Annotated in this window: 22 protein-coding genes and 1 pseudogene; 8 read left to right on the top strand and 15 right to left on the bottom strand. The window is 71.7% G+C overall.

Going from position 1 to position 22381, the window contains the following annotated elements; genetic code table 11:
• The first annotated feature begins 3 nt into the window (after positions 1 to 3).
• Together B0I31_RS02905 and B0I31_RS02910 are read left to right on the top strand one after the other, a co-directional pair.
• Positions 4 to 1380: a neutral zinc metallopeptidase gene (locus tag B0I31_RS02905; protein WP_106613686.1), complete on the top strand. Its 1377-nt coding sequence runs from the start codon at positions 4 to 6 to the stop codon at positions 1378 to 1380.
• A gap of 63 nt (positions 1381 to 1443) precedes the next feature.
• Positions 1444 to 2880, top strand: coding sequence for a neutral zinc metallopeptidase (locus B0I31_RS02910; protein ID WP_106613687.1), 1437 nt, complete (start codon positions 1444 to 1446; stop codon positions 2878 to 2880).
• Between the two features lie 67 nt (positions 2881 to 2947).
• On the opposite strand, the gene B0I31_RS02915 is transcribed toward B0I31_RS02910, so the two are convergent.
• From B0I31_RS02915 to B0I31_RS02925, 3 genes are read right to left on the bottom strand one after another with little or no spacing between them, the layout of a single operon-like run.
• Positions 2948 to 3943: a tetratricopeptide repeat protein gene (locus tag B0I31_RS02915; RefSeq protein ID WP_425444342.1), complete on the bottom strand. Its 996-nt coding sequence runs from the start codon at positions 3941 to 3943 to the stop codon at positions 2948 to 2950.
• A gap of 42 nt (positions 3944 to 3985) precedes the next feature.
• Positions 3986 to 4831 (bottom strand): SCO6745 family protein, encoded by an 846-nt coding sequence (locus tag B0I31_RS02920; RefSeq protein WP_106613689.1) that lies wholly within the window; start codon positions 4829 to 4831, stop codon positions 3986 to 3988.
• 34 nt (positions 4832 to 4865) lie between these two features.
• Positions 4866 to 5174, bottom strand: coding sequence for an MTH1187 family thiamine-binding protein (locus tag B0I31_RS02925; RefSeq protein WP_106613690.1), 309 nt, complete (start codon positions 5172 to 5174; stop codon positions 4866 to 4868).
• A 41-nt stretch (positions 5175 to 5215) separates the two neighbouring features.
• Here B0I31_RS02925 and B0I31_RS02930 point away from each other — a divergent pair, with 41 nt between their 5' ends.
• Together B0I31_RS02930 and B0I31_RS02935 are read left to right on the top strand one after the other, a co-directional pair.
• Positions 5216 to 5719 (top strand): MarR family winged helix-turn-helix transcriptional regulator, encoded by a 504-nt coding sequence (locus B0I31_RS02930; RefSeq protein WP_106613691.1) that lies wholly within the window; start codon positions 5216 to 5218, stop codon positions 5717 to 5719.
• Between the two features lie 43 nt (positions 5720 to 5762).
• Positions 5763 to 6806, top strand: a complete 1044-nt coding sequence (locus B0I31_RS02935; RefSeq protein WP_219910572.1) for a phosphotransferase — start codon at positions 5763 to 5765, stop codon at positions 6804 to 6806.
• Here B0I31_RS02935 and B0I31_RS02940 read toward each other — a convergent pair.
• The 5 genes and pseudogenes from B0I31_RS02940 to B0I31_RS43025 form a co-directional block, all read right to left on the bottom strand.
• Positions 6788 to 7102 (bottom strand): DUF3817 domain-containing protein, encoded by a 315-nt coding sequence (locus B0I31_RS02940; RefSeq protein ID WP_106613692.1) that lies wholly within the window; start codon positions 7100 to 7102, stop codon positions 6788 to 6790. The genes B0I31_RS02935 and B0I31_RS02940 overlap by 19 nt on opposite strands.
• Positions 7103 to 7164: 62 nt before the next feature.
• Positions 7165 to 8208, bottom strand: a complete 1044-nt coding sequence (locus B0I31_RS02945; RefSeq protein WP_106613693.1) for an ABC transporter permease — start codon at positions 8206 to 8208, stop codon at positions 7165 to 7167.
• Complete coding sequence (locus B0I31_RS02950; RefSeq protein ID WP_106613694.1) at positions 8205 to 9119, bottom strand: ABC transporter ATP-binding protein; 915 nt, start codon at positions 9117 to 9119, stop codon at positions 8205 to 8207. The genes B0I31_RS02945 and B0I31_RS02950 overlap by 4 nt, the downstream gene beginning before the upstream one ends.
• A gap of 117 nt (positions 9120 to 9236) precedes the next feature.
• Positions 9237 to 11471, bottom strand: coding sequence for a GH92 family glycosyl hydrolase (locus tag B0I31_RS02955; RefSeq protein ID WP_106613695.1), 2235 nt, complete (start codon positions 11469 to 11471; stop codon positions 9237 to 9239).
• A 202-nt stretch (positions 11472 to 11673) separates the two neighbouring features.
• Positions 11674 to 11790: pseudogene (locus B0I31_RS43025) on the bottom strand (hypothetical protein); the annotation flags it as partial.
• Positions 11791 to 11927: 137 nt separating this feature from the next.
• Here B0I31_RS43025 and B0I31_RS02960 point away from each other — a divergent pair.
• Entirely contained in the window at positions 11928 to 12914 is a 987-nt protein-coding gene (locus B0I31_RS02960; protein ID WP_106613696.1) for a LacI family DNA-binding transcriptional regulator, read from the top strand.
• The gene (locus B0I31_RS02965) at positions 12911 to 13915 is read left to right on the top strand and encodes a class I mannose-6-phosphate isomerase (RefSeq protein ID WP_106613697.1); all 1005 of its coding nucleotides are present in this window, start codon (positions 12911 to 12913) and stop codon (positions 13913 to 13915) included. The genes B0I31_RS02960 and B0I31_RS02965 overlap by 4 nt, the downstream gene beginning before the upstream one ends.
• Positions 13916 to 14077: 162 nt before the next feature.
• Here B0I31_RS02965 and B0I31_RS02970 read toward each other — a convergent pair whose 3' ends face one another.
• Complete coding sequence (locus B0I31_RS02970) at positions 14078 to 15076, bottom strand: hypothetical protein (protein ID WP_241828537.1); 999 nt, start codon at positions 15074 to 15076, stop codon at positions 14078 to 14080.
• Positions 15077 to 15205: 129 nt separating this feature from the next.
• On the opposite strand from B0I31_RS02970, the gene B0I31_RS02975 reads away from it, so the two are divergent.
• Entirely contained in the window at positions 15206 to 16699 is a 1494-nt protein-coding gene (locus tag B0I31_RS02975) for an alpha/beta fold hydrolase (RefSeq protein WP_106613698.1), read from the top strand.
• Here the strand turns inward: B0I31_RS02975 and B0I31_RS02980 are convergent.
• From B0I31_RS02980 to B0I31_RS02990, 3 genes are read right to left on the bottom strand one after another with little or no spacing between them, the layout of a single operon-like run.
• Positions 16696 to 17343, bottom strand: a complete 648-nt coding sequence (locus B0I31_RS02980) for a response regulator (RefSeq protein WP_106613699.1) — start codon at positions 17341 to 17343, stop codon at positions 16696 to 16698. The two genes, B0I31_RS02975 and B0I31_RS02980, sit on opposite strands and share 4 nt — an antisense overlap.
• Before the next feature lie 9 nt (positions 17344 to 17352).
• Complete coding sequence (locus B0I31_RS02985; protein ID WP_106613700.1) at positions 17353 to 18933, bottom strand: sensor histidine kinase; 1581 nt, start codon at positions 18931 to 18933, stop codon at positions 17353 to 17355.
• A gap of 45 nt (positions 18934 to 18978) precedes the next feature.
• Complete coding sequence (locus B0I31_RS02990) at positions 18979 to 19377, bottom strand: pyridoxamine 5'-phosphate oxidase family protein (protein ID WP_106613701.1); 399 nt, start codon at positions 19375 to 19377, stop codon at positions 18979 to 18981.
• 112 nt (positions 19378 to 19489) lie between these two features.
• On the opposite strand from B0I31_RS02990, the gene B0I31_RS02995 reads away from it, so the two are divergent.
• The gene (locus tag B0I31_RS02995; RefSeq protein ID WP_106613702.1) at positions 19490 to 20338 is read left to right on the top strand and encodes an arylamine N-acetyltransferase family protein; all 849 of its coding nucleotides are present in this window, start codon (positions 19490 to 19492) and stop codon (positions 20336 to 20338) included.
• Here the strand turns inward: B0I31_RS02995 and B0I31_RS03000 are convergent.
• From B0I31_RS03000 to meaB, 3 genes are read right to left on the bottom strand one after another with little or no spacing between them, the layout of a single operon-like run.
• A complete protein-coding gene (locus tag B0I31_RS03000) occupies positions 20335 to 20838 on the bottom strand; it encodes a hypothetical protein (protein ID WP_106613703.1) in 504 nt (167 codons plus the stop codon). The two genes, B0I31_RS02995 and B0I31_RS03000, sit on opposite strands and share 4 nt — an antisense overlap.
• Positions 20835 to 21419 (bottom strand): hypothetical protein, encoded by a 585-nt coding sequence (locus B0I31_RS03005; RefSeq protein WP_106613704.1) that lies wholly within the window; start codon positions 21417 to 21419, stop codon positions 20835 to 20837. The genes B0I31_RS03000 and B0I31_RS03005 overlap by 4 nt, the downstream gene beginning before the upstream one ends.
• Positions 21388 to 22380 (bottom strand): methylmalonyl Co-A mutase-associated GTPase MeaB, encoded by a 993-nt coding sequence (gene meaB, locus B0I31_RS03010; RefSeq protein WP_106613705.1) that lies wholly within the window; start codon positions 22378 to 22380, stop codon positions 21388 to 21390. The genes B0I31_RS03005 and meaB overlap by 32 nt, the downstream gene beginning before the upstream one ends.
• Position 22381 lies beyond the last annotated feature (1 nt).

The following is a 22381-nucleotide window of genomic DNA, read 5'->3' on the forward strand; positions in this document are numbered from 1 at the left end:
TCAATGCGGCTCGTATCGGCTCGGCTGGTCCTGCTGGCGGCGGTCCTGCTCACGGTTGGCGCGTGCGCCCAGGTGATCCCGGGCAAACCGGTGGCGGGCGAGACCGTCACCAAGGGCAAGGTCGACCCGGGCTTCATCAGGGGCACCGACGGCGGTCCCATCGACCAGCTCGCGGCCACCGCGATCACCGACGTCGACACGTTCTGGCAGGAAGCGTTCCCGGACACGTTCGACAAGCCGTGGGAGCCGATCGAGGGCGGCATCTACTCCGTCGACACCTCCGACGCGTCCGCCAAGCCGCCGCCGTGCACGGAGAAGGCGAGCGACGTCGAGGGCAACGCGTTCTACTGCCCCAGCGCCGACGCCATCGCCTGGGACCGGGCCGCGCTGCTGCCCGTGCTCAAGGACCGCTTCGGCGACGCCGCCGTGGTGATCGTGCTGGCCCACGAGATGGGCCACGCCGTGCAGAACCGGATGGGCATCACGCCCGAAGCCGAACGGCGCGAGCCGCGGCGGTTCCCCACGATCCTCACCGAGGCGATGGCCGACTGCTTCGCGGGCGCGTTCATCAAGTGGGTCAACGACGGCAAGTCCGAGCACCTCGACATCGGCACCGACACGCTGGACTCGGCGCTCGGCGCGCTGGTCACGTTCCGGGACCCGGTGGGCACCTCGGCGAGCGACCGGTCCGCGCACGGCAACGCGTTCGACCGGGTGTCCGCGTTCCAGGACGGCTACCAGCAGGGCACCGGGTTCTGCGCGGAGATGTCGATCGAGAACCGGGTGTTCACCCAGCAGGCGTTCACCTCCGCCGACGACCGCGACCGCGGCGGCAACCTGCCGTTCGACGAGATGCTGGAGAACGTCACCCCCGATCTGAACCTGTACTACAAGACGCTGGTCGAGCAGTCCGGCAAGACGTGGACCGAGCCGAAGGCCACCCCCACCGAGGAGGAGCCGGACTGCTCCGGCGACCAGGGGCCGGTGGCGTACTGCCCGGCGGAGAAGTCGGTGGAGATCGAGGTCGAGGCCGACCTGCCCGAGCTGCACGCCGAGATCGGCGACTACGCCACCGGCGTGCTGCTGGCGAGCCGTTACGCGATGGCCGCGATGGCCGCCGTGGACGTCGACCTCGAGGGCGAGGAGGCCGCCGCCGGCGCGTTGTGCCTGGCCGGGGCGTACACGCGGGAGGTGTTCACCCGGCAGAAGGGGTTCGGGCTCTCCCCCGGTGACCTGGACGAGGCGGTGCAGGTGCTGCTGGCCTACGACTACGCGGCCCGGGACGCGACGGGGTCGGCGGCGCTCGAACCGGGGTTCAAGCGGGTCGAGGTGTTCCGCGGCGGCGTGTTCGAGGGCACCAAAGCCTGCGGTTTGGCCTGACCGCGCGGGCGGGCCAAGTAGGGTTCGGGCTCGGAACGGCACGACCGGGGATGGGGCTTGGGCATGGCTCGACGGGCTTGGGTTGCGGCGACGATGGCCGCCGCGTTGGCGCTGACCGGGTGCACCCAGACGGTGACCGGGCAGGGCCGGTCGGAACGGCCCGACGTCACCAAGGTGGCCGGGCTGGAGATCACCACCGGCGAGAGCGGCGCGAAGCCCGGTGTGCCGGACGCCGACCTGCAGGTGGAGAACGGCGACGGCGGCGAGATGGACCGGCTGGCCATCAACACGCTGGCCGACGTCGAGGAGTACTGGGCCGAGCAGCTGCCCGCCCGGTTCGGCAAGGAGTTCGAGCCGGTCAAGCGGCTGGTGTCCTACGACTCCAACGGCAAGGGCGTCGACATCTGCCGGACCAACACGGCCGGGGTGGCGAACGCGTTCTACTGCTCGTTGGACGACTCGATCGCGTGGGACCGCGGTGAGCTGCTGCCCATGCTGGACGACGCGTTCGGACCGATGTCGGTGGTGACCGTGCTCGCGCACGAGATGGGTCACGCGGTCCAGTACAAGCTCGGTGACATCAGCGGCATCAACCAGGCCACGCCGTCGATCATCAAGGAGCAGCAGGCGGACTGCTTCGCGGGCAACTTCTTCCGCTGGGTGGCCGAGGGCAAGTCCAAGCACTTCCGGATCTCGACCGGGCCGGGGCTGAACCAGGTGCTGGCGACGATGTTCTTCATCCGGGACGCGGCGGGCACGTCGGCCGAGAAGCAGGGTGCGCACGGCAGCGCGTTCGACCGGGTGGCGGCGTTCCAGTTCGGGTTCGCCGGTGATCCGACGCGGTGCGCGCAGATCGACGACGCCGAGATCAAGGCGCGGATCACGCAGCAGAAGTTCGACTCGGAGGACAGGGACACCGGGCAGGGCAAGGGCAACCTGAAGGTGGACGACGACCGTTCGCTCGAACTGCTCGAGGAGTCGCTGCGCTCGGCTTTCAAGGACGCCGCCGCCACCCCGCCCACGTTGACCACGAGCCCCGCCGCCGCGTGCACCGACGGCGGCGACACCTCGCCCGCCGCGTACTGCCCGTCCACGAACACGATCTCCGTCGACCTGCCCGACCTGGTGAAGATCGGCACGCCGCCGAAGCGCGGGCAGAAGGGCGGGATCGGCGACTTCGCCGCGTTCGCCGAGATCGCGTCGCGGTTCGCGCTGTCGATCCAGAAGGCGACCGGGTACGGGTTGGAAGGACCGGCGGCCGGGCTGCGGACGGCGTGCCTGACCGGGGCCTGGGCCGGGACGACGAACCAGAACGGGGCGAAGCTGCGCTTGTCGTCCGGTGACCTGGACGAGGCGGTGGCCGAGCTGCTGGCGGACAAGAGCCTGATCGCGGCCGACGTGAACGGGACCGTCGTGCCGTCCGGCTTCGCCCGCGTCGAGGCTTTCCGCGACGGCTTCTACCAGGGTGCCGGGTTGTGCACCCGCAAGTACGCGGGCTGAGGCCGAAGACGCCCGGCAGGGGCCCTGCGAACAGGACCCCTGCCAGGAGTGGTGTGCGAGCGGTGGGTCAGAACAGGGCGCTGGCCAGGTTGCGACGGGCCTTGGCGACCCGGTCGTCGTCCGGCGGGAAGAGCTCGAACAGGCCCACCAGGTGTTCACGAACCCGGTCGCGGTCCTCGCCGTAGACCCGGCGGACCGTGTCGACCAGGCGCTTGAACGCCTGGTCGACGTCGTTCGTCGCCAGCTCCAGGTCGGCCGCCGCCAGCTGGGCGTCGACGTCCTCCGGATTGGCGTCGGCCTTGGTGATGGCGTCCGCGGGCACCGCCTCGGCCCGAGCCGTGAACCTCACCTGCGCCAGGGCCGCCTTCGCCTCGGCGTTGGCCGGCTCAGCGGCCAGGATCGCCTCGTACGCGGCCTCGGCGGCGGCGAAGTCGCCCTGCTCGAATGCCTCTTCCGCGGCGGTGAAGCGGGGGTCTTCCGGTTCGCCCGCGGGCTCCTCACCGGGCTGACCGGCGTGGTTCGCTTCAGCCGCCTTGATGCCCGGCAGGCGGTCGCGCAGGGCGTCCAGCAGGCGGGTGATCCACTGGCCGAACTCGGCCTCCGGCAGCGGACCGGCGAAGGCGTCGATGGGCTGGCCGCCGGCGATCGCGACCACGGTCGGCACGGACTGCACGCCGAACACCTGGCCGATGCGCGGGCTGGCGTCCAGGTCGACCCTGGCCAGCAGCCAGGTGCCGCCGGACGCCCTGGCGGCGCGTTCCAGCACGGGTGAGAGCTGGCCCGCCTCGGGGCTCCACGACGCGGTCAGCTCGACGACGACCGGAACGTCCAGGGAGCGCTCGACGACCGACTGGAACGTCGCCTCGGTGACGTCCAGCACCCACGGGCTCGGACCGGCGTCCGAACCGCCGCCGACCGGGCCGGGACCGGTACCGGACGACGGGGGTGGGGTGGTGGCACGCTGCCTCGCGGCGTCGGCCCGGGCCTTCAGCGCGCCGAGGTCGACCGCCCCGGACAGCGCGGCGGACAGTGCGGCGGTCTTTCGGGGGTCTGGCCTTGTCACGCCTTCCATCCTGGCACGAGTGCGGCGGTGGGCCGCGCGCGGCTAGCCGGGGAGTTGCGCGACCGGGTCGATCGCCATCGGGTTGGTCCGCATGGCCTCGTTGAGACGTCCCAGGCGGAGCGCGATCGGCGTCGTCAACTCGACGAAACGGGCGGTGCCCGCCGCGCCCAGAACGTCCCACGGACGGGTGGCGGCCTCATCGGTGCGGCGTTCGACGTCCTCGCGCAGCGCCCGACCCGCCGGCGTGAGGCCGCCGTCCAGCAAACCGCGCTCGGTGAGTGCCGCTTCGGCTTCCCGCCACTCCTCCTCCGACCAGCCGCGCGCGGTGCGCATGTAGGCCGGGTCGAGGCCCTTGTCGGCGCTGAACAGCACCAACGTCTCGCACGGGCCCAGGTCGGCGGCCACCAGCGCGGCGATGTGGCCGTCACCACGCGACTCGCGCAGCGTCGTGCACGCCTGCCACAGGGCCAGGTGCGGCTCGTCCGGCACGGGCAGCGCGCGGTTCGCCGCGCCCAGCACGCGTCCCGCCGGCGGCACCGCCTCGGCCGCCTGCCCGGCCAGGTCGGCGGCCTCGGCGACGTCCAGGCTCGCCAGCATCCGCCGCAGGGCCCGGTCGACGCCCTCCAGCCGGGCTTCCAGGAACCGGGCGGGACTGGCCACGTCCCACGCGTCGGGCAGCGCACGGGCCACCATGCGCGGGTGGAAGCTGAAGAACGCGGCGGTCACGACCTCCGGCGGCACCGCGCCCAGCGGTGCCGCGCGCTGGCCGAAGTAGCCCATCCAGCCGCCCTTGCAGCCCAGCGCGTCGGTCACCGCCCGCGACTCGGGCGAGAAGTACGTGACGTCGTGGTAGGTCTCGAAGCGGACCCACAGCTCCCTCGGTTCCATGCGCACCGACTTTAGTTGGACGTCCGACTATTCGTCAGTGACCCTCGTCGGTGGGGAGGTGTTGTTCGAGCCGCTCCACCTTGGCCGTGAGCTGACCCGTCCACCCCGGCCGGATGTCCGCCTTGAGCACCAGGCTGACCCGCGGCGCGGTGGCCTGCACGACCTCCGCCGCCTTCTTCACCACCGCCATCACCTCGTCCCACTCGCCCTCGACCAGCGTGAACATGGCGTTGGTCTCGTTGGGCAGACCGGACTCGCGGACCACCCGCACGGCCTGGGCGACGGCCTCCGCCACCCCTTCGGACTCCCCGCCGAGCGGGCTGACACTGAACGCGACGAGCACTTCTGCCTCCTGGTCGGGGTACCCACTGGTAGCTTCGGCGCATGACGTCCCAGCCGCTGCCGTTCGACCCCATCGCGCGCGCCGCCGAGCTGTGGGAGAAGCGGATCGGACCGTCGACGGCGATGGCGGCGGTCACCAGCGTCATGCGAGTACAGCAGATCATCCAGTCCGCCGTGGACGCCGCCCTCAAGCCGCACGGGCTGACGTTCGCGCGGTTCGAGGCGCTGGTGCTGTTGACGTTCGCCCGCACGGGCAGCCTGCCGATGCGGGTCATGGGCGAACGCCTCCAACTGCACCCGACCAGCGTCACGAACATCGTGGACCGGCTGGAAGCCGACGGACTCGTGCGCCGCAACCCCCACCCCACCGACCGGCGCACCACCCTGGTGGAGATCACCGAGGCCGGGCACGCCCGGCGCGAGGCCGCCACCGAAGCCGTGACCGACGTCGGGTTCGGGTTGCGCGGGCTGACCGAGCGGCAGACCGAGCAGCTGACCGACCTGCTGGCGAAGGTCCGCCGCGCGGTCGGCGACTTCGAGGACTGAATTCGGTCGACAGACCGTCGCCGGCCCGGCCACCCTGCACGTCGTGCGGGAGATCAGGGCTCTGGTGACGGTCGGCGGCCGGTTCGTCGGCGCGGCCGAGCCGTTCACCGTCGACAGCCCGTGGTGGAACGACGTCGAACCCGTCACCGCGCACCTGGACCGGGTGCTCGGCGTGACGACGAGCGTGTTGCGGCTGGTGGGGACCACCACGCCGGCGATGCGTGACGGCGTGGTGACGTACCAGGTGGAAGCCGACCGGGTGCCCGACCGGGGGCTGTCGGCCGACTCGCCGCCGCACGAGTTCCCCGATCACCCGCTGCGGCTGCCGTGGGCGCGTCCGGGCGGTCCGGCGGCGTTGGTGGCGTGGGCGCGGCGGCACGTCGACGTGACCGGGCCGCCCGTGCAGGTGAAGACGTGGAACCTGTCGTGCCTGTACCGGCTGCCGACCGCGGGCGGGAACGTGTGGGCGAAGGCCACGCCGCCGTTCATGGCGGACGAGGGCGAGGTGATCCGGCTGGTGGCGTCGGTCGACCCGTCGTTGGCACCGGGGTTGATCGCTGCCGAGCCCGGCCGGGTGCTGCTGGCGGAGGCTCCCGGGGTGGACTGCTGGCAGCCGGGTGACGACGTGATCGAACGGATCGTGCCGCGGTGGGTGGCGGTGCAGGCGGCGCTGGCCGGTTCGGGTGAGCCGCTGTCGCGGGTGCGCGGGGTGCGGGTGCCGGACTTCGGGTTGCCGGAGTCCCTGCTGCACGGCGACTTCCACCCGGGCAACTGGCGTTCCGGCGGGGTGGTGCTCGACTGGGGTGACGCGCACTGGGGCCACCCGGCGTTGGACGCGGCGCGGCTGATCGGGTTCGTCGCGCCGGAGTTCCGGCCCGCGATCGAACGCGCGTGGGTGGACGCGTGGTCGCGCCACTACCCGTCGAGCGATCCGGCGAGCGCGCTGCGGCACGCCCGGCCGGCGTCACACCTCGTCGGCGCGCTGGTGTACCAGGAGTTCCTGGACAACATCGAGCCGAGTGAGCGGGTCTACCACCTCGGTGACCCCGAGGCGGAGTTGGAACGCGCTCAGTCCTTCGCGGTCTGAGCCTCGTCCAGGCGACCGGTCCGGTTGGCCCAGCGCTCGAACACCACGGTGCCGAACGGCGGGATGCTCGCGACCAGGCCGAGGATGAGCGTCTTGCGGTCCCAGCGGTCCGCCAGCATCAACGTCACCAGCACGTACCCGACGAAGATCGCGCCGTGGACCGGCCCGAAGATCTTCACGCCGATCTCGTTCTCGACGACGACGTACTTGAAGAACATGCCGATCAACAGACCGGCCCACGACACCGCCTCGGCCAGGGCGAGCAGGCGAAACCGACCAACAGCGCTGCTGAACATGCCCCCATTGTGCTTCGTGACCCCCCTCACCCCACCCCCACCCCCGCGCGTTCGACTCGCGGTCAGTCCTCCCAGCGGAAGATGCGGGCGGCGATGAAGCCCACGACCAGGGTGAAGGCGATCAGGACGGCGGAGGGCAGCAGCAGGGCTTCGACGCCCTTGCCGCGGACCAGGACGTCCAGCATGCCGTCGTTCATGTGGCGCAACGGGAAGATGTACGACACCGTCTGCAGCCACCCCGGCGCGTTCTCCACCGGGAAGAACGTGCCCGACAGGAACGCCATCGGCATGATCACGATGTTCGCCGCACCGGACGCCGCCTCCTCCGTCTTGCAGAACGCGCCCACCAGCATCCCGATCGCGAAGAACGCCGTCGTGCCCAGCACCAGCAACGGCAGCGCCAGGTACCACTGGCCGGTCAGCCTCAGCCCGAACAGCGGCAGCAGCGCCACCGCCACGAACACCACGCCCTGCGCCACCGCCGTGCCGATGCTCACCAGCACCCGCGACGTCAGCACGGTCGTCGTGCTCACCGGCGCCAGCCGGATCCGCCGCAGCACCTGCTTCTTGCGCCACGACACCATGGTCAACGCCGAGCCGAACACGCCCGAGATCGAGATCGCCCACGACAGGATGCCCGGCGTCAGGTACTGGATCGGCTTGAGCGACGCGTCCTCGACCGACTTCGTCTCCAACGTGAACCGAGGCGTCACGTCCGCCGCACCCAGGTTGATCTTGTCGACCACCCCCGACACGATGCCCGTCACGGTGCCCGCCGCGACCTGGTCGCTGGCCGCGTAGATCAGCTCCACCCGGTCACCGGACACCACCACGGCGGCGGGCAGGTCGCCGTCGTCCACCTTCTGCCGCGCCGAAGCCACGTCCGGGTGCTTCTCCAGCTCGATCGCGCCGGTCTGCTCCAACGTCGACAGCACAGGCCCTTCGCCCACCGCCGCGATCTTCGTCTTGTCGCTGCCCGAGTCACCGAGCAACAGCCCGAACACGACCAGGAACATCAGCGGGAACAGGAAGACGAAGAACAACGTCATCTTGTCCCGCAGGAAGCCCTTGACCATGGCCGCTGACAGGCTCCGGAACGCGGTCATGCGCGGTACTCCCGTCCGGTCAGGTCGAGGAAGACGTCCTCCAACGTGGCCGTGCGCACCTGCAGGCCGTCCAACGTGCCGCGCTCGGCCAACGCCGACAGCACCGGCGCGGGCTTGCGGGTGGAGATGGTCAACGACACCTCGTCCTCGTGCGCGTCCTCGACCCCGGTGATGCCACGCGCCGCCTCACGCGTCAGCAACCCCTTCTGCAGCACCACGTGCGTGGGCGCGTCGAGACCGCGCACCAGCGTCGCGGGCGCGTCCATCGCGAGGATCCGGCCGCGGTCCATGATCGCCACCCGGTCGCACAGGATCTCGGCCTCGTCGAGGTAGTGCGTCGTGTACACGATGGTCTTGCCCCTGGCCTGGATCGCGCGCAGCACGTCCCACAGGTTGCGCCGGGCCTGCGGGTCCAGCGCGGCGGTCGGCTCGTCCAGGAAGACCAGGTCCGGGTCGTGCACGAGGGCGCACGCGATCGACAGGCGCTGCCGCTGGCCGCCGGAGAGCTTGTTCTCCTGCACGTCGGCCTTGTCGGTCAGGCCGACCAGCTCCAGCATCTCGTCGGCCGTGCGCCGGCTCACGCCGTACAGCGAGCCGAACGTCTGCAGCTGCTCCCGGGCGGTCAGCTTCTCGAAGAAGCTCGACGCCTGAAGCTGCACGCCGATGCGCGGCAGCAGCTTCGGGTTGCGCGGCCACGGCTGCTCGCCGAGCAGCGTCACCTGGCCGCCGTCTGGCTTGCGCAGGCCCTCGACGATCTCCAGGGTGGTGGTCTTGCCCGCGCCGTTCGGCCCCAGGATGCCGAAGAACTCCCCCTCGGCGACGGTGAACGAGACGCCGTCCACCGCCTTCAGCTCGCCGTAGCTCTTTCTGATGTCGGCAACCACGACGGCCGGTATGCGTGCCCCTGTCATGGCTGGACGGTAAGCCGCCCCGACCGCCGGTGGTGCCGCTTCGGTCCGTTCGCGACGGAAGTGGACGACGATCGAGACTTTCGACGGACCTGCTGGTAGCAGCCCGCGCGCGACCGATTACGAGACGTGCTCACCTGTGTTCGGGGAGGCCGGCGCGGACGACGGACCGGTCGCCCACGTCGCCTCCGTTGGGTCGGTGGTCAGGCGGTAGTCCAGGTGCGCGCCGTCGAGCCGCGAGAGGTTGAGGTAGGCCTTGTCCCAGGGCTGCGAGTCGACGTCCAGCGACCGCACGTACTGCAGCTTCGACGGGTCCGCGCCGTCCGCCGTGACGGTGATGTCACGCCCGTTCTCCAGGTGCACGACCGCCCGGTCGAACCTCGGCGCGTTCAGCACGAAGTCACCGGTGCCCGGCGTCACCGGGTACAGGCCCAAGGCGCTGCACACGTACCAGGCCGACATCTGCCCCAGGTCGTCGTTGCCGGTCACTCCGTTCGGCGCGTCCACGAACAACGTCTGCGCCGCCCGCACCACGGCCGAGGTCTTCCACGGCTGCCCCATCAGCGCGTACATCCACGGCACGTGCAGGTCCGGCTCGTTGTTCGGGTTGTAGCGGAACTGGTTGTAGTACTCATAGGGCCCGACGACCCACTTGTCGCGCACGGTCCGCGCCGGGTCCGCCACCAGGTCCGGGTAGGCGAAGAAGTCGTCCAGCCGGGCCACCGCCGCGTCACGGCCGCCGAGCAGCCACACCAACCCGGGCACGTCCTGCGGCACGAGCCACTGGTACTGCCACGCCGTGCCCTCGTGGAAGCCGTCCGGGCCCTGCGGGCTGAACGGTGCCAGCCACCGCCCGTCGCCCAGCTTCGGCCGCGGGAAGCCGGAGAACCCGCGGTCGGACACCGCGGCGTCCCACAGCACCCGGTAGTTCAGCCCGCGCCCGCGCAGGACCGCGGCGTCGTCGTGGCGCCCGAGTGCGGCGGCCATGATTGCCAGCGACGAGTCCGCCAGCGCGTACTCCAACGTCGCCGAGGCGCCGTGGTGCGGGTCGACGTCCTGCCCCTTCTTGCGGAAACCCTTGTCGTACTGGACGAAACCGTGCCGGAGGTAGGACGGGTTGCCCGCCCTGCCCTCGAACGGCGACGACGCGGGCGGCACGCCGTTCACGTTCTGCCACAACGCCTCGTAGGCCCGCTCCTCCACGCCCTCCAACGCGCCGAACCGCCACAGGTCGACCAGGAACGGCGTGACCGGGTCGCCGGTCATGGTGTTGGTCTCCTGGTTCGCGTACGCCCAGCGGGGCAGCCACCCGCCCTGCTCGTGGATCGCCAGCAACGACCGCGCGACGTCCTTCGCCCGCCCCGGCCGCAGCAGCGCCAGCAGCTGGTTGTGCGCCCGGTAGGTGTCCCAGAGCGAGAAGTACTCGTAGTAGGTCCAGCCGTCGGCCGTGTGCACCCGCCCGTCGAACCCGCGGTACCGGCCGTCCACGTCGTTGCCCGTCAACGGTTGCAACAGCACGTGGTAGAGCGCGGTGTAGAAGACCGTGCGGTCGGCGCCCTCCGCGGAGACCTCGACGCTCGACAGCTCTCGCCGCCACGCCTCCTGGGCCTCCGCGCGCAACGAGTCGAACGACTTCCCGCGCGCCTCGCCGAGGTTCTTCGCCGCCCCGTCCGCGTCGACGTGCGAGATGGCGGTGGCCGCCGTCACCGGGCCTTCCGGGAACGTCACCCACTGCCCGCGCAACCCCGCGCCGCCCTCGGCGCCGCCCCAGTTGCCGGTGCGCTCGAACGGCCGGTCGAACGTCGTGGTGAAGTACGTCGTGTACGGCTTGCCGCCGCAGAACGCCTGCGCCACCACGGTTCCGGCCAACGTGCGGTCGTCCACCACCCGGACGCTGCTCGCGGACACCGGCTCGCCGTCGTTCGCCTGGCCCACGTTCACCAGCACGTGCGGCGTCACCCCGGCCGGGAACGTGAACCGCTCCACCCCGGCACGCGTGGTCGCCGTCGACTCCACCGTGATGCCGGACGCCAGCCGCACGCGGTAGTAGCCGGGCTTGCCGACCTCGCCCTCGTGCGCGTACGCGGCGCCGTACGCGCGGTGGTCGAAGGTGCGCGGCAAGCCGGTCGTCGGCAGGATCGACACCAGCCCGCCCTGCTCCGAGCACCCGGCGCCGGACAGGAAGAAGTGCCCGAACCCGCGGATCAGCGGGTCGTCGTAGCGGTAACCGGCGTAGTGCGAGCCGATCGGGCTCGAATGGGCCATTCCGAAGGGCATCGACGCGCCCGGGAACGTGTTCCCGTCGTCCTTCGTGCCGATGAACGTGTTCACGGACTCCACGGGGTCAGCCGTCACCGATCCACCATAGGGTCAGCCCACCGCGATGGCGAACACGTGGAACGTCCCGCCGGTCACCGAAGGCGGCAGAGCAACCGATCGGACCTGCTTGTCGGCCTGCGACGCGATCGGCGCGGTCGCGAACACGTGCACCTCCAGCTGCTGCGGCTCGCCGCTGGAGTTGTTGCGGTACGGCGTGGTGCGCTGGCTGGGTGACGGTCAGCTCGACCTCGGTCCCGCTGTCGAGGGTCACCCCGTAGTAGCCCGGGGACGCGGTCTCGTCGCGGTGCGAGAACGTCGAGACGTACCGGTGCGCAGAGTGTCGGGGGGCCGTCAACCCCGGTGTCCGGGGTTTGTCCGGTTCGAGACAGCCAGGACGTTGACAGACGTGACAGCGGGGTGTGTGATTCGCGCACTATGACAACGTTGTCCCCGAACGGCGCGGCAGGCGTCCGCAAGGTGCGGCGTGCCACGATGAACGACGTGGCGCGGCTGGCGGGCGTCAGCATCAAGACCGTCTCGCGCGTGGTGAACGACGAGGCGGGCGTGCACCCGGCCACCGCCGAGCGGGTGCTGGCGGCGATCGACCAGCTCGGCTTCCGGCGCAACCTCAGCGCCCGCAACCTGCGCCGCGGCTCGTCCACGGGCACCGTCGGCCTGGTGCTGGAGGACGTCGGCAACCCGTTCTACTCCGGCGTCACGCGTGCGGTCGAGGAGATCGCGCGGTTGCGCGGCCGTCAGGTGATCACCGGCTCGTCCGACGAGGACCCGGCGCGGGAGCGCGAGCTGTCGCTGGAGTTCTGCTCGCGGCGGGTGGACGGGCTGCTGATCGTGCCCGCCGGGTTGCAGCACGGGTACCTGGTGCCGGAGATGCGGGCGGGCACGCCGGTCGTGTTCCTGGACCGGCCGGCCGGTGACGTCGTGGCCGACACGGTGCTGGTGGACAACATCGGCGGCACCGCGGCGGCGGTGGCGCACCTGGCGTCGTTCGGGCACCGGCGGATCGCGTTCCTCGGCGACGCGCCGGACATCTTCACCGCCAACGAACGGCTGCGCGGCTACCGCGAGGGCTGCGTGCGCGCCGGTATCGGGTACCACGAGTCCCTGGTGGTCATGGGGCCGCACGACGAGGAGTCGGTGCGCAAGGCGTTGCAGGGCCTGCAGAACGCCGCCGACCCGGCGACCGCGGTGGTGACCGGCAACAACCGGATCACCGTGCACGCGGTGCGCGCGCTGGCGGGCAGTGCCGTGCGACCTGCCCTGGTGGGCTTCGACGACTTCGAGCTGGCCGACCTGCTGTCACCGCCGGTGACCGTGATCGCGCACGACGCGAGCGCGCTCGGCAAGGCAGCGGCGGACCTGCTCTTCGCCCGACTGGACGGCGACGGCTCCCCACCGCGCCGCGTCGTCCTGCCGGTCCGGTTGGTGGCCCGTGGATCAGGAGAGGTACGCCCATCATGAGTTCCGACACCCAGCCCGTCGCGCTGGAGGCCAACCAGCCGCGGCAGTTCTACCGGGGCGGTGCGGCCATCGCGGCGTTCCGGAGCCAGGACTCCGCCGACGCCGGGCCCGAGGACTGGGTCGCGTCGACCACCGCGCAGTTCGGCAAGGACGAGGCGGGGTTGACGCGGCTGCCGGACGGGCGGTGGCTGCGGGACGCGGTGGCGGCCGACCCGGAGGTGTGGCTGGGCGCGGAGCACGCGGCGGAGTTCGGCGCGGACACCGCGCTGCTGGTGAAGCTGCTCGACGCCGGTCAGCGGCTGCCGGTGCACTGCCACCCGTCCGACGCGTTCGCGGCCGCGCACCTGGGCTGCCGGCACGGCAAGACCGAGGCGTGGATCGTGATCGGCACCTCCGGGCCCGACCCGACGGTGTACATCGGGTTCCGCGAGGACGTGCCCGCCGCGGTCGCCGCCGGGTGGGTGTCCACTCAGGACTCGGCCGCCATGCTGGCCGCGCTGAACCCGGTCAAGGTCTCGCCCGGTGACACGGTGTTCGTGCCCGCGGGCGTGCCGCACGCGATCGGCGAGGGCGTGTTCATCGTGGAGCTCCAGCAGCCGACCGACTTCTCGGTCACGTTGGAGTGGAAGGGCTTCCTGGCCGACGCCGAGGCCGGGCACCTCGGTCTGGGCTACGACAAGGCGTTGGACTGCCTGGAGCGCCGCGCCCAGTCGCCGGACGACCTCGTGCGCCGCACGCGGGCGCTCACCGGCCGGTCGGTGGACCTGTTCGACGCCCAGGCCGACCCGTTCTTCCGCGCCGACCGGCTGCACGTGTCCGGCACGGCGGCGCTGGAGCCCTCGTTCGGCGTGTTCGTGGTGCTGGAGGGCGCCGGCACGCTGGGTCCTGTCGCGGTGCACCGGGGCAGCACGGTGGTCGTGCCGCACGCGGCGGGCGAGGTCGTGGTGACCGGCGACGTGGTCGCCGTCCGGTGCAGGCCGCCATCGGTGCCGAGGAGCTGAGAGGTGGACTTCAGCCCGCGAGAGTCCAACACTCAGCCCGCGAGAGTCCAACACTCACGGACCCTGAATTCAACGCTCACGCGTCCCGCGCGGGCACCTGAGCGTTGAATTCAGGTGCGCTGAGCGTTGGACTCTCGCGGCGTGAGCGTTGGACTCTCGCGGTCAGAGGTATTTGTTGGCCAGCTCGGAGTACTCCTTCTCCAGGTCGTCGGCCAGGTAGGCGACGTAGGCCCAGGGCACCTCGTGCACGTGGTCGCGCATGCCGAGCAGGTGGCGCTTGGCCCGCGGCGCGTCGTCGGCCAGGGCGAACGCCGCCGCGAACAGGTTGTGCGCCTGCAACGCGCGCGGGTGCGGCTTGGTCGGGGTCGAGTCCCACTTGTCCGCCGCCGCGGCGATCTCCTCCCGGTGCCGGGTGAAGTACCGCATCTTCAACGTCGCGATCTTCAACGCCGACCGCGCCTGCACGGCGTCCTCGAACTGCTCCAGGAAGATCTCGAAGTGCGCCAGCGGCAGCATGGCCACCACCGGGTCGCCCGGCGGCGCGGCGTCGACGCTGCCCTGCGCGAACGCCATCATCTCCTCGGCCGACCCGCCCCACTTCGACGCCAGGATCTGCAACCGGGTCCAGTGCGCCGGGTACAGCGTCGCGCACCGCGCCACGATCTCCCGCCACACCTCGTCCTTCTGGTCGCGGTCGACCTGCAACCCGAGGCCCGCGGTCTGCAGCTGCGCCCACGGCACCGCGTCCCGCGGCAGGAGCTTGGCGGCTTCGTGCAACGGGCCGACTGCTTTGCGCAGGGTGCCGAAGAAGACCTTGAACCGGTCCTTGCCGACGCTGTCGGCCCGCCCCGAGCCGCGGATCGCCCACGCCTCCCGGATGAACGCCGTGCCGGCCAGCAGCCACAGGTCCGGGTCGGTGTTGTTCTTCGCCAGCTCCAGCAGCTCGTCGGCGTGGCCGATGGCGTGCTCGCCGAGCACCTCGACCCGCAACGCCCGCACCTCGGGCTCGTCACGGCACTCCGCGAGCACCGTGGTCGCCGCCCTCAGGTGGCCCGCGTCCATCTCCTCCGCCGCGATGTCCAGGATCGCGTCGTCGTAGGTGTGGTCCCGCACCACTTCACGGGCGAGCGCGGCAGGCCGCTTCCTCCGGAAAATCCCCACTCCAGCGACCTTACTTTCCTCCGAGCCCGAGTGGCTTAAGTCTTTCGTAGAGCCGAACAGGGCCTTTCTGCGGTTGTCCCCCAGCGTACGTGCGCGGTGGGGTGGAGGCCTCGACGGAGGGGGACATCCATGCGAGCGAGAACGGCCATCGCCGCGATCGCGGCCCTGATCGGCACGGCCCTGCCGACGTACGCGCAGGCCGAGCCGGTGCCGGAGCGGACCATCACCTGGTCGCCGTGCGCCGAGTACGAAGGCCTGGAGTGCGGCACGTTCCAGGCGCCGTTCGACTGGCGCACGCCGGACGACGGCCGCACCGTCACCATCGCGGTGAGCAGGCTCAAGGCGCGCTCCGGCCAGGCGAAGGGCGTCGTGCTGACCAACCCGGGCGGTCCGGGAGCGCCCGGCCGGGGCTTGCCGCTGCTCTACGCGGACCGCGCCAGGCTGGTGGCAGACCTGGACGTCATCGGCATCGACCCGCGCGGCACGGGCGCGAGCACGAACGCCACCTGCGGCGGGTACAGCTGGGTCGGCATCGCCGACCCGCGCGACCGCGGCCGCGCCAACACCGACCTGCTCTACGACGCCGCGCGGCTCCAGGCCACCGCGTGCCAGACCCGTTCCGGCGAGTTCGGCGAGGTGGTCAACACCGAGCAGACCGTCCACGACCTCGACCTGCTGCGCCGCCTGCTGGGCCACGAGAAGGTCAACTGGATCGGCTACTCGGGCGGCAGCTGGATGGGCGCGTACTACGCCACCTACTTCCCCGACCGGGTCGACAAGGTCGTGCTCGACTCCAACCCGGACTTCACCTCGACGTTCCAGGACATCTTCGACAACTTCGGCTACGCCGTCGAACGCCGGTTCCGGACCGACTTCCTGCCCTGGGTGGCCCGCTACGACGGCGTCTACCACCTGGGCACGACCGCGGAGCAGGTCCGCCAGGTCTACGAGACGACCCGCGCGGAGCTCGCCGCGAACCCGCTCACGCTGCCGGACGGGACCGTCGTCGACGGTTTCGCGCTCGACCTGACGCTCACCCGGGCGCAGTACAGCAAGCTGCTGTTCGCGGAGGCGGCGCAGGCCCTCGTGATGCTCCGGCAGGCCACGCGGACCGGTGCGACGGTGCTGCCCGCCCGGTACCCGGACGCGCCCAGCGCCACGCTGTACGCCGTCACGTGCAACGACACGGAGTTCCGGCACAACCGCACCACGCTGGCGCGGGAGGCGGAACGGCTGGGCGCGCGGTACCCGCTGAACGGCTACTTCCAGCGGCTCGCGCCGTGCGCGTTCTGGGACCGCCCGCCGCTGGAGCTGAAGAAGCCGACCGGCGAGGGCGTGCCGCCGGTGCTCATGGTGCAGTCGGTGCGCGACCCGGCGACGCCGGTGGAAGGCGCCCTACGCGCGCACCGCGCCTTCGAGGGCTCGCGGATGCTCACCGTGACCGACGAGGGCGACCACGGCATCTACGCCTTCGGCAACCCGTGCGTGGACGAGGTCGTGGAGGCGTTCATCGTGGACGGGAAGGTGCCGCCACGTGACCTGACCTGCCCGGGGATGCCCCTGCCCGACCCGACCGCGCCCGCCGCCGCGAACACCCGCCCCGTGGTCGGCTGGCCGCTCTAGATCCCGCCGGCCTGCCGCCTGCGCGCGGCGTAGACACCGGCCTCCGTCCGGCGGTCGAAGCCGAGCTTGTGCAGCAGCGAGGAGACGTAGTTCTTCACCGTCTTCTCGGCCAGGTACAGCCGGTTCGCGATCTGCCGGTTGGTCAGGCCCTCGGCGATCAGGTCGAGGATCCGCCGCTCCTGCGGGCTCAACGACGCGTAGCGCGGGTCCTCCACCGGTCCGCCGCGCAGCCGTTGCAGCACGGTCGCCGTCACGCCGGAGTGCAGCAGCGAACCGCCCGCGGCCAGGGTGCGGATCGCGGACACCAGGTCGTTGCCGGACACCTGCTTGAGCAGGTACCCGGCGGCGCCCGCCATGATCGCGCCGAACAGCGCCTCGTCGTCGGAGTACGAGGTCAGCATCAGGCACGCGGGCGGCGGCTGGACCGTCGAACGGATCTCCCGGCACACGGTCACGCCGTCGCCATCGGGCAGCCGCACGTCGATCACGGCCACGTCGGGCCGGTGGAACGCGGCGGCGGACACGGCGGCCGCGGCGCTCTCCGCCTCACCGACGACCTCGATGTCCGACTCGACCGCCAGCAACTGCTGCAGACCGCGCCGCACGATCTCGTGGTCGTCCACCAAAAGCACCGAGATGGACACGAGCCCTCCCTACACCGATACCAACGGGACGGACCACGTCAGCGTCACACCCCGGCCCTCGGCCGACTCGACCTGGCACGAACCGTCCCACTTCGCGGCCCGCGCCGCCATGTTCACCAGGCCGCCGGTGTGCCTGCCCCGCCCGGACGGCAGGCCGTCGCCGTCGTCGCGCACGACCAGCCGCAGGTTCGTCGCCGCCCGGTCCACCACCACTTCGACCTCGACGTTCTTCGCCGACGCGTGCCGGGCGGCGTTGGCCAGCGCCTCGCGCAGCGTGGCCAGCAGGTCCGGCCGCACGTGGTCGGGCACCACCGAGTCGATCGGACCGTCCATGCTCAGCGCGGGCTCGAAGCCGAGCAGCCTGACCGACTCCTGCACCACCTTCATCAGCTGGGCGCGCAGGTCGGCCGCGCCCGCGGGCGGTTCCTGCAGCGAGAAGATGGTGCGCCGGATCTCGCGGATCGTCTGGTCGACCTCGGTCACGAAGTCCGCCAGCCGCTGCGCCACCATCGGCTGCTCCACCAGCCCGTTCATGCTCTGCAACCCCAGGCCGAGCCCGAACAGCCGCTGCACGACCAGGTCGTGCAGGTCGCGGGCGATCCGGTCGCGGTCCTCCAGCACGGCCAGCCGCCTGCCGGCACCGGTGGCCCTGGTGAACTCCAGGATCAGCGCGGCCTGCCGGGCGAACGACTCGACCAGCGCCACGTCGGAGGCGTCGAACGCCCGCTGCCCGCGCGCCCGCGCCACCATCAGCACGCCCAGCACCCGGTCACCGGCGGCCAGCGGCACGAACACCACCGGGCCGATCCTGGTCTGGCCGGGCAGCCCGTCGAGCACCTTCGCCTTGCCGGTGTCGAACACCTCGTGCGCCGGACCGCCCTCGCCCGCCTCGCCGAACCCGCGCATCTCGCCGTCCATCACCCGCACGGCCAGCTCGCCCTGCAGGTCGGGCAGCGACAGCAGCGCGTTCACGCCGTCCGCGGCCAGCCGGGCGCGCACCGCGACCAGGCGCAGCGCGTCCCGGTCCGGGGTGCCGGTGAGCAGCGCGTTCGTCACCTCGTTGGACGCGCGCAGCCACACCTCGCGCTGCCGCGACTGCTCGTAGAGGCGGGCGTTCTCGATCGCGATGCCCGCCGCCGCGGCCACCGCGACCACCACCTCGCGGTCGGCCCGGGTGAACTCGGAGCCGTCCGCCTTGTCGCTGAGGTAGAGGTTGCCGAACACCGCGCCGCGCACGTGCACCGGCACACCGAGGAACCCCGGCCCGGACGGGTCGAACGCGGTCGCCTCGGACCCGTGCTTCTCGAAGTCGGCGTTGTGGTGGCCGTCGTCGTAGGTGAACTCCAGCAGCTGCCGGTTCGGGCCGACCACGGCCAGCGCGCCGTACCGGGCGCCGACCAGGCCGCAGGAGGACTCCACGATGCGGCGCAGCACGTCGGGCAGCGACAGGTCGCTGGTCAGCGACACCACGGCGGTCAGCAGCCTGCTCAGCCGCTCCTGCGACACGACGACCTCGGTGGTGCGGTCGGTCAGCTCGCGCAGCAGGCCGTCCAGCCGCGTCGCCGCGTTCGCGTCCGGGGTTCCGGCCACCCAGACCACCTCACGAGTCGGAGGTGTCGAGGTTAACGCCTTCTCCTAGGGGATGCGACGACCCGACAGGACTTCCAGGTCGACCACGAGGAAGTGGTCGCCGCGGCCGTGCCCGCGCGAGGCCAGCGGCAACTGGCGCAGCCTGGTCAGCCGCTTCTGCTCCTCGACCTCGGTGACGTGCCCGACGGCCATCACCGACCAGCCGCGGGACAGGTCGGGCGCCACGTCGTCGATCTGGAAGGCCACGATCGTGTCGCGGGCGGAGAGGGTGGCGCTGCCGTCCGGCACGCGCAGCACGACGCACTCGCCGTCGAGCACGAACACGACGGGGTGCACCACCGGCAGCGCCCTGTCGGTGTAGACCAGGCGACCGATGGCGGCCGTGCCGAGCAGCTTCAGGCATTCCTCGCGGGACAGGACCTGAAGCCCAGCGGAGTCGTACATCGCACCTCTTCGTCACCCGGTCGCTGGGATAGACGTTCGGCGCTGTGATCGTCCTTGCCTAGAGTCGGAAGTCCCGGCTTCGACGCGTCCCACCCGGATGGGGGATTTTCAGATGGACTCAATGGACGTAACGGCGTTTCTGCGCCGCCTCGGCCTGGCCGACGCCGAACCACCGAGCGTCGCGGCGTTGACCAGTCTGCACCGGGCGTTCGCGGAACGGGTGCCGTACGAGTCGGTCGACATCCAGCTCGGCCGGGTGTCCTCGCTGGACCCGCGTGACTCGGTGGCCCGCGTGCTGTCCGGCCGCGGCGGGTACTGCTTCCACCTCAACGGCGCGTTCGCCGAGTTGCTGCACGCGCTCGGCTACCGCGTGACGCGGCACCCCGGCGGCGTGCAGATGACCCCGGAGTCCGCGCCGACCATCAGCCGCAAGCACCTCGCGCTCACCGTCCGCGACCTGCCTGATTCCGACGACATCTGGCTGGTGGACGCCGGTCTGGGCGACGGCCTGCACTCGCCGTTGCCGCTGCGCGCGGGCGTCCACCGCCAGGGGCCGTTCGAGTTCGAGCTGGGACCGTCGACGGCCGCGCCCGGCGCGTGGCGGCTGCGGCACGACGTGCGCGGCAGCTTCTTCGCCATGCACTTCACGCTCGACGAGGTGGGCCTGGACCACTTCGCCGACCCGCACGTGGAGCTGTCCACGTCACCCGAGTCGGGGTTCGTGCGCACGTTCGGCGTGCTGCGGACCGACGCCGCGGGCTGGGACGTGCTGCGCGCGCTGACCCTGTCCCGGGTCGAGGCGACGACCACCAAGACCGTGCTGGACGACCGGGCCGACTGGTTCACCGCCTTGGCCGACGTCTTCGGGCTGGTCGTCGCCGACGACGACCGGGAACCGTTGTGGCGCAAGGCGGTGTCCCAGCACGAGGCGCACCTGGCCCGGACGGCGACCCCGGGCTAACCGGCGAAGTGCGGCACGAAGCCCCGGTAGAGCTGCGGGGCGTACCGCCGCAGTGCCAGGTCCAGCATCTCGGCGCCGATGTCGTCGGCCAGCTTGATCCAGTGGCCGTGCACGTTGTGCGGGATGCGGCGGTAGGTGGCCTGGAACGCCTGCGGGTCGTTCGGGACCAGGTTGAGCCACAGCGCCGGCTTGGCACCGCCGCGCGCCAGCGCCACCGCGGCCAGCTCGTACCACGGCACCGACCACGACAGGCCCTTGTCGACCCAGCGCAGGCCCTGGTGCTCCACCACGAGCCGGCGCGGCCGGGCGCTCGCCCGCCACACGCCGCCGCCGACCAGGCCGCCGAGCGCCACCACCGGTCCGACGAACATCGCCGCCAGGTGGCCGTCGGCGTAGGACAGGAACATCAGCAGGACGCCGAAGAGCGTGAGGCCGAGTTGGACGGCCAGGGCCACCCGCCGCTCGGTCCTGTTGCCGAAGGGAATCTCGATCTCGTTCATGACAACCCCACCGTGAAGCCCTCGTCCTGCACTCCGCGGTACAGGTGCGGTGCGAATCCAAGCACGGCCCGCTCGACCACCGTGATCAAGGCGGCCGCGTCGCCCAGCGGGAGCCGGTAGACGCCGTCCTGGCGGGCCAGGTGCGCCATGTCGGCGTGCCGCGCCTGGAAGGTCGGCGGGTCCGCCGGCAGCAGGTCCAGCCGGACCATGGTCTTGCGCACCACCGAGTCGGCCGGGTGGAACACGCGTTCCCGGGTCCGGGAGATCCGCACGCCGCCCAACTCGGGCCAGGCCACCGCCCACGGCGTGCCGGCCGGGTCGTCCCACCGCACGCCGGGCATCTCCAGCACGAGCTTGCGCGGCCGGGAGATCCTCTTCCAGTTGACGATCGCGCCGAGCGTGATGGCCGTGAACGCCAACCCGATGACCAGCCCGATCGTGCCGCCGACCCCTTCACCGTCCGCGTACGCCGTCACGGCGCCCACCAGTGCCGCCACCCCCAGCGCACCGGTCACCGCGCCCCCGATCAGCACGCGGCGCACGTCCCGCCTACCGATGTCGATCACCACCGGCGTCGTCATGCCCCACCCCCTCGACCAGTCGATCAGCCGCAGCGTAGGGGTCCAGGTCCCCCGCCACGACCCGTTTGGCCAGGGTTTCGAGCGCGGACGCGCCGCGCAAGCCGCCGATCCGGGAACGCAGCCGCTCCAGCGCGATGGCCTCGATCTCGCCCGCCGCCCTGGTGGCGCGGCGTCGTTCCAGCTCGCCGCGGTCGGCGAGCCACGCGTGGTGGGCGTCGATCGCGTCCACGACCTCGTCCAGCCCTTCGGCGCGGAACGCGACCGCCTTCACCACGGGTGGCCGCCACCGGCCGCCCTCCCGTTCGCGGCGGCCCAGCGAGATCATGTGCTTGAGGTCGCGCGCGGTCTGGTCGGCGCCGTCCCGGTCGGCCTTGTTGACCACGAACACGTCGGCGATCTCCAGGATGCCCGCCTTCGCGGCCTGGATGCCGTCGCCCATGCCGGGCGCGAGCAGCACCACCGTGGTGTCGGCCAGCGACACGACCTCGACCTCGGACTGGCCGACGCCGACCGTCTCGACCAGCACCACGTCGCAGCCCGCCGCGTCGAGCACGCGCAGCGCCTGCGGCGTGGCCCAGGACAGCCCGCCCAGGTGGCCGCGGGTGGCCATGGACCGGATGAACACGCCGGGGTCGGTGGCGTGCTCGCCCATCCGCACCCGGTCGCCGAGCAGCGCGCCGCCGGAGAACGGCGACGAGGGGTCCACCGCCAGCACCCCGACCCGCTTGCCGCGCCGCCGGTAGGCCGCGACCAGCGCCGACGTGGACGTGGACTTGCCGACGCCCGGAGCACCCGTCAAGCCGATGACCTGCGCGTTCCCGCAGAACGGGGCCAGCGCGCCCGCCACCTCGCGCAGCTGCGGGCTGGCGTCCTCGACCAGCGAGATGAGCCTGGCGACCGCGCGCGGCTGTCCCTCGCGCGCGCGGTCGACCAGTTCGGCTACGTCAACGGTGCGGGCCACA

Origin of the sequence: Saccharothrix carnea (assembly GCF_003014735.1) — a bacterium.
GTDB classification, from domain to species: domain Bacteria; phylum Actinomycetota; class Actinomycetes; order Mycobacteriales; family Pseudonocardiaceae; genus Actinosynnema; species Actinosynnema carneum.